General features: G+C 54.5%; 4 protein-coding genes and 1 pseudogene. All 5 read left to right on the forward strand.

Annotated elements, in window-relative coordinates; translation table 11 throughout:
• The first annotated feature begins 53 nt into the window (after positions 1-53).
• A complete protein-coding gene (locus EH206_RS02670; protein WP_136163983.1) occupies positions 54-2,750 on the forward strand; it encodes a TonB-dependent receptor in 2,697 nt (898 codons plus the stop codon).
• Position 2,751: 1 nt separating this feature from the next.
• Positions 2,752-3,600, forward strand: coding sequence for an energy transducer TonB family protein (locus EH206_RS02675; RefSeq protein ID WP_009111276.1), 849 nt, complete (start codon positions 2,752-2,754; stop codon positions 3,598-3,600).
• Positions 3,601-3,906: 306 nt separating this feature from the next.
• Positions 3,907-4,230: pseudogene (locus EH206_RS23590) on the forward strand (Slam-dependent surface lipoprotein); the annotation flags it as partial.
• Between the two features lie 3 nt (positions 4,231-4,233).
• Positions 4,234-4,692: a Slam-dependent surface lipoprotein gene (locus EH206_RS23280; protein ID WP_246050218.1), complete on the forward strand. Its 459-nt coding sequence runs from the start codon at positions 4,234-4,236 to the stop codon at positions 4,690-4,692.
• Between the two features lie 297 nt (positions 4,693-4,989).
• Complete coding sequence (locus EH206_RS02685; protein ID WP_198008314.1) at positions 4,990-6,471, forward strand: surface lipoprotein assembly modifier; 1,482 nt, start codon at positions 4,990-4,992, stop codon at positions 6,469-6,471.
• Positions 6,472-7,273: the final 802 nt, after the last annotated feature.

Here is a 7,273-nt window from a genome sequence, read left to right on the forward strand (position 1 = left end):
GCGACAGTCGGCCATTCGGGGAATTGTGTGAAACGAATTGGGGCCTGATAAGAATGACGCTTATAAATAAAAAATTAAAAAATAAACGCGGTGCGCGGCGGATGCTGATTGCCGCCTTGATAAATCTGGGCGGCGCTTCGCTGGCGATGGGAGTGATGCCGCAGGATGCGTGGGCCCAGACCGCGCAGCAGACGGCGTTCAACATTCCGGCGGGGCCGCTGGCCGGGGCGCTCGCCGAGTTCGGACGCCAGTCGGGGCGGCAGGTGACCTATGATCCCGGCGTCGCCGCCGGCAAGCGCTCGCCGGGCATTTCGGGGACTGTCGCGCCCGAGGCGGCGCTGGCCCGACTGCTTGAGGGATCGGGACTCTCCTATCGCCCTATCGGCGCCGGCACTTTCGCTATCGAGGCGGATGTCGCCGGCGATTATGCGTTGGGCGTCGGCGATGATTCCCTGCTGCTCGATACCATTACCGTCACCAGCGAGGGCGGCGTCAGCCCGGCGGACGAACCCTATCGCGGCGCGGGTTCGCGCGCCTATATCTCCGGCGAGCAGGTGGAGCGCTTTCGCGGCACCTCGGTGGGGGATTTTCTGTCCGGCGTGCCGGGGGTAATGGTCGGCGACAGCCGTAATTCCGGTTCTGTGGACGTTAATATCCGCGGTATGCAGGGGCAGGGACGCGTGCCGGTCATTGTGGATGGCGCTTCGAATGAGGCAACGGTCTATCGGGGGTATAACGGTTCTGCTTCCAGGACCTATATCGATCCGGATTTTATTGGTTCAGTGTCGATCGAGAAAGGACTGAGTTCGGCTGCCGATGCGACGGGAGCTTCGGGAGGCGTGGTTCGTATGAGCACTATTGGCGTCAACGATATCCTACTGCCCGGCAAAAATTTTGGCGTGAGGATTAAAGGTGGATTCAATACCAATAGCTCGTCTGTTCCTGCCGAAGGAACAGAGGGCGGGTGGCGTCAGGGCAACTATCCCTACTACGGTGTGATGCCGTCTAATGAAACTATGTTCGCAAATAACAGCGGCAGGCATCGCCCATCATTTCTCGAACCAACAGGCGGTTCCGGCAGCATAGCTTTTGCAGGTGTGACGGAATATGTGGATATTGTGATTGGCTATGTGCGTCGTAAAAATGGTAATTACTACGCCGGTAAACATGGAGGGGACGGGGCGCATCCGATTATTACCAGGAACAGCTATGGCAGCGTTGTCGTCGATAATGGCGGCTTGAGTCCTTTCAGGGCTGGGGAAGAAGTGCTGAACACTTCACTCGACAACGAATCATGGCTTTTGAAAAGCAAATTCAAATTTGATGATGACCATTCATTGGAACTTGGATGGAATAAATATGATAGTGAATATGGAGAAGTTCTTCCGACGCAGATTACAAACGTTGCCAATCCTTATCAAGGTTGGATGAATACGATAAAACTCAATACCTATACTGCTCGCTATCGTTATAACCCAGCTAGCAACGACCTGCTTGACCTCAAAATAGATACGTTCAAGACGGATACCGAGTTGAGGGTTAATTCCGCGACTCGTAGTTACAATCTTGATGGAACAGAAAGATGGACAGGAAGTAGAGTTTATATCGACTCGGACAAGTGGGGTATAACCGCTTCCAATGCCTCGCGTTTCTATACGGAAATAGGAGATATCAAGCTTGAATATGGCGGGGCTTTCACGCGCGAAAATACGGGCTTCCCGGATGATGTCGATCGAGAAACCTATGAAGGCTGGGAAGCGCGTGAGGGGTGGCGTAAAGAAGAGAGCGGTTTTACGTCTGTCGAGTGGAAGCCGTTTGATTGGCTTATTCTCAACGGTAGTGCCCGCTACTCCCATTTTAAGACACATGACGAGATCGATGGCTTTGGAAATTCAGCGAGAGGCTGGTCGCCTATTGGCAGCTTGACAATCGAGCCATTGGACGGATTTCAAATTTACGGGAAATATGGCAGCGTTCTTCGCTCACCAAGTATATTTGAAACGCTGAAAAGTGGATCATTCGATCTTGGAACGCAAAATCCTGTCAAGCCTGAGCGTGCCAGGAGTCTTGAAATTGGTCTGAATTACCTGATTGACAATGCATTTCTTACTGGTGATAAGGTTCGTTTGCATGCTGCATATTTCGATAACCATATTGATGATTATATAACGCGTGCAAATATTCGCACCGGAACAAGAGCGAATGGCCGGGGCATCTATGGATTAAGACGGTTGAACCTCGATTATGCAGAAATGCGTGGGATTGAAATTTCTGGCGAATACGATACGGGGCGCTATTTCGGTAGCCTGGCCTGGAACCACTATACGCATATGGAGTTTTGTGCGCCTGGTAGCGTTGAGCTGTCATCAGGTTCGCAATGTGCAATGGGCGGTATTCGCAACAGTTATGCGCTTCTGCATGTTCCGCCAAAGGATACAGTGACACTAAATCTGGGAACGAGGTTTTTTGATGAAAAACTCACCGTTGGCTCGCGCCTTAACTACATCGGTAGCCGTATCGTGGAAGGTGTTGGTGATGGTTCAACGTTTGGCACCGGCGAGATAAGGGCGCCGCGCTGGAATCCTGCTGCATTGGTCGATCTTTACGCGAGCTATAAGGTTAACAATAACGTCAGGTTGGATTTTACGATTGATAACCTTACCGATCGATACTATATGGATGCGCTTGGTGCGGCGCTTATGCCTGGACCGGGACGAACCGTGCGCGGCAGCGTGACCGCCAAATTCTGATATGAATTCTCTTGCGAATAATGACGATGGGCTGGTCGGCGCGGCGCGCTGGAGCTGCGCCAGCCTGCTGGCGCTGGCGTTTCATAGCGGCGGTATTCTCTGGATGCTGCACGAACCGCCGATGGCGGCGGCCGATAGCATGCCGCCCGCCTCCATTATGATCGAACTGGCCGATATGCCGCAGGCCGCCGCCACCGACCATAACGAGATATCGACCGAACGGCAGGATTCCCAGGCAAGCCAGGCGGCGGAAAAGGTGAAAACGCCGAAGGAGTCGCCGCCAGAGCCGCAGGAGGATATGCCGCAGCCGCAGACGCCCGAACCGCTCAAAGAGCCGCGCCTTGAGCGGAATGACCGGGCTGCGCTCAAGGTGCCGGCGGCGCGCAAACCGCCGCCGAAGCCAAAGACGCAAACCGAGCGCGCCAAACGTCTCGAGGATGCAGCAAAGCCGCGCCAGCAGCAGCAGGCGGCTTCGCGTCAGACTGTTCGCGCCCAGGCGCAGGTCGCTCCGTCGGAGCGCACCGCGGCGCGGCAATCTACCGCCGGCGCCTCCGCTGCTTCCGCCACCTCGGCTAAATGGCAGGCGCGCCTGATGGCCCATCTGGAACGGCGCAAAAAATACCCGCCGGGCGCGCGGGCGCGGGGAGAGGTCGGTACGGTGTTTATCCGTTTCAGCATCGACGATGCCGGTAACGTGCTGGACGCGCAGCTGGCGCGCTCTTCGGGGTTCGCTGAACTGGACCGGGAGGTGCTGGCTCTGGTGCGCCGCGCCTCGCCGGTGCCCGCGCCGCCCGCCGGCATGCCGCACGCCATTACCGCGCCGGTGCGCTTTAGCGTGCGGGATCGCTAGCCTGTCGGGGGAGTCACTCACCCGGCGGCGTTTATACCCCTTTTTATTACCCCATCCCGTTATAGCTATTCCTACTTTTTTATCTCAAATAAGAATAAAAATAACAATAATAACTATTCGTATTTTTATCGAAGTGTATATATATTAACCAATATAAGCATCGCTTATCTTTTATGAGTGGTTAGGTTGGGTGGAAAGTAGCGCAGCGATGCTTTACCGGGCATCCGGGAGACGCCATCTTCAAAGGCGTCCCCCGGAGAGCAACACGCAGTATCCGTACGTTAATCATTCGAGAGGAACGTGAATATGAACATTACATTGAGAAAAACGGCTCTGGCATTCGCAATTGCTAGCATCGCCAGCGTGGCTCAGGCGGCTGTCGTCGGTGGTCAAAGCGATGAGGACAGTCCCTTTCATGTTGGAACGGCGACATTTGGTAACATTGGTGCCGCTGGTGCAGGTGTGACGGGGCAAATCGGTAACTTGACCGCATCTTTCAGCCATTTTTCCAGTCCTGACTATCAAGATAGTAACGATGTCTATAAGGTAAGCGGCAGACAACTTGTTGAAGATGGGGCTCCAGGGTCCGGACCTTATGATCACAGCGGTATAGGCGTCTGGTCCTTTGCTCAGGTGGGCAGTCAGGATGTCTGGTTCGGCGAATGGGATGCCGAAGCGGCAGCAGGTGATGGCGCCATCGGCGATAAGGTCGCCGGCACCCATAACGTCTGGTACGTGGGTGAGAGTGGCGACGTAGCCACCACGCTGCCTACCGGCGCGCCGGTAACCTACACGGTGCAGTCGATCAACAACTACACCGGCGCGACGCTGCCCACCAGCACGCTTACCGCCAACTTTGACGGCCTGACGGCCAGTTCCACCGGCGATATTTCCTTCTCCGGCGGGGCTATCACCAATACCGGTTCCGACGTACAGCTTGCCGCCAACGGCGTGAACGTCGCCAGCAGCGGCGGCACCAATGGCGATCTGGCCGGTAACTTCTTCGGCACCGGCGCGGCGGCGGTAGCGGGGATCGTCACTTTCGCCGATCGCAATCAGGACACCGCCTTTGGGGGCAGCAAAAATCCGTGAGCGATAACCATTACTCTGGCGCAATAAGTCAGCATCTCGGTCGTAGCCGCAGTGAGGTATAGCCGACGATGAATTCCGCTTGCGCATGTACCGGGAGCAGGGGCTTGCTCCGGCTTGCCTCTGCTCTTTTTCGCGTTCGTCCCTGAATCGCTGGCGCAATGGTTGCCGGGACGTGCGTAGTGGCATTTTCCGGGATATCTATCTATGTCGTATCAGCCGGATTTGTTCGCCGTAATCCAATCAGAACAATGGCGCAGAAAGTGTTTTTCCCCGTGGGCGACGCCGGGTCGATTTGCCGTGACTGCCTTTATCCGCGTTTTCATCTTTTTTCTCTGCCTGCCGCTGACGGGCGTCGTTGTGGCGCAGGAACGCGACGATACGCGCCGCCTGCTGGAGCAGAGCATCGAGAGCCGGGCGTTTGAGCGCGAGCGCGAACTGCTGCGCGACGAGCGGGAACAACCCGCCGCAAGCCGGCCGACCCTTACCCTTGACGGCCGCACCTATACCGTCGAACGTACCGCCGCCGCGTTGGGGCAGGCTCTCTATCTGTCATTGCAGCACCGACAGTGGGGCGCGGCGCGGCGTTTTCTGGATGAATACCTAACCTTGCCGGACCACGATCCCCTGCTGGTGCACTATGCCAGGGGAATGTTGGCCCGCGCGGCCGGACTGCTGGCGCAGGCGGAGGCGGAATTCCGCGCGCTGCTGGCGCTGCGGCCCGCCTTTCTGCCCGCCCGGCTCGAACTGGCGCGCGTACTGTTCGAGGACGGTCAGGAGCGCGAGGCAGAACTGGCGTTCGTGGATATTCTGGCGTCCATCAATGCTGCGGATCCCAAGACAGCCGGGGTGCGCAAGACGATTGCGGCCTACCGCAATGCGCTACGACAGCGCAGCGATTGGCACGGTTCCTTTTCCTTCGGCCCGACCTGGTCCGATAATGTCAACCGCACCTCGGCGAGCCAGACCTGTCTCTGGCTGTTGGCAAACGGTCTCTGTCTGGTGGAACGCAAGCTGCCGGACGCCATCTCCGCCGGCGGCCTGGCCTTCGACGCCAGCGCGCAGCGGCGCATACCGCTACGCGGCCGCCACGGCCTCTATCTCCGATCGTCCCTGTATGGCGCGCAATACCGTCATCACGGCGACTACAACGAAACCACGTTCACGGCGCAGGGCGGCTACAGCTATCGCGGCGGGCGGCATCAGTTACAGTTGGCCCCCTCCTTCGAATATTACCAATGGGGCAGGGAAGCGCTTTACGGCGCCTGGGGAGCGCATGCCGACTGGAGCTACATACCGTGGCGCAACGCGCTGCTAAAGCTGGAAGGGGAGTATAAGGATATGAGCTATCGGCGGCGGGCGTACGCCAATAATTTCGACGGCGCAACGCGCCAACTGTACGCCACCTATTATCATGAAGTGGGCGCCGGCTGGACGCTGTTCGGCGGCGTCGATTGGGTGGACAGCGATGCGCGGCTGGAGGCCAACGGCTACCGGCAGACGGGGCTACGCCTTGGCGCTGCCGTGACCTATTCCGGTTTTTCCGCCACGCTGTTCGGCGCCTACCGGGTACGGGACTACGACGCATACAACCCCCTGCTGGCGGCCCGCAGGGAAGATGACGAACAGAATTATACCTTGATCCTCAAAGCGCCGCGCTGGCAGGCGGCCGGCTTCGTTCCGGTCCTGACCCTGCGTCATAATAAAGTGAAAAGCAACGTGGACTGGCTCTACTCCTACGATCGCAACGATATCAGCCTGAAGCTGGAGCGCACTTTCTAAACGCGAAAGTTTATCTATCTCCGGTAATTAGTGGATATTGCTGATGGAAATGAGTTTTTAAATATAAAAATATTATTATTTTCATTATAAAGTTTCCATGTTTTCCACGATTAATAAAAATGTTTTTAGTCTTGTTTTTTTGATGAAGGTTGGGGGACGTGAAAACTAATGTCGTTTGAGTCTCTGAAAGTTGGTGTTTTAATATCTAAAATGATCTTACATATGAATGAATTGTTAGGTAATTTTTTCACTGCTTAGTATTATGTATATAAAATATAAGTCTGCTAACTATGCCAATGATAAACGATTGGCAAATCCACGGCACAGCATAAGCTAAAAACGTTACAGCGCATGTCCAGTTCTTTTCGGGAGATGGCCGGTAACGGCTATTCTTACCGCGCAATCACCCGTTCATTGTTGATATCAAAAAATTTTTCAGTAATGGAGAGGTTTTTTTGAATTTGCCTTAAGCAAAATTTTTTTGTATCACCTTGCATCTCGTCTTGCTTGTGCTAAATAAAATAGATGGAATAAATTTTTTACAGATGATAACGCCCATGAATTATCGAAAAATTAAAATATAATAAACATCAGTATTGCTTGAATATTTCATAGAGAAAATTCTCTGGGGGTACTTATTGTTTCTTGCTCAATGCTTTTATTTATAAAAAACAGGCGCTTTAATTAGGGTGCTATTTTTTTTGGGGTATTTTTATGATGAATTAATGGTCGGTGTAATTAATTCACTATGGCGCTCTTTTGTCTGGAATATATCAGTGATGTACTTAGTTATCTTTTTTCA

It is taken from the genome of Brenneria nigrifluens DSM 30175 = ATCC 13028, assembly GCF_005484965.1.
GTDB lineage: Bacteria > Pseudomonadota > Gammaproteobacteria > Enterobacterales > Enterobacteriaceae > Brenneria > Brenneria nigrifluens.

What these genes read in the sequence shown, in the direction of transcription:
- EH206_RS02670 (WP_136163983.1), top strand. Translation starts at nt 54, where the DNA reads ATGACGCTTATAAATAAAAAATTAAAAAATAAACGCGGTGCGCGGCGG.
- EH206_RS02675 (WP_009111276.1), top strand. Translation starts at nt 2,752, where the DNA reads ATGAATTCTCTTGCGAATAATGACGATGGGCTGGTCGGCGCGGCGCGC.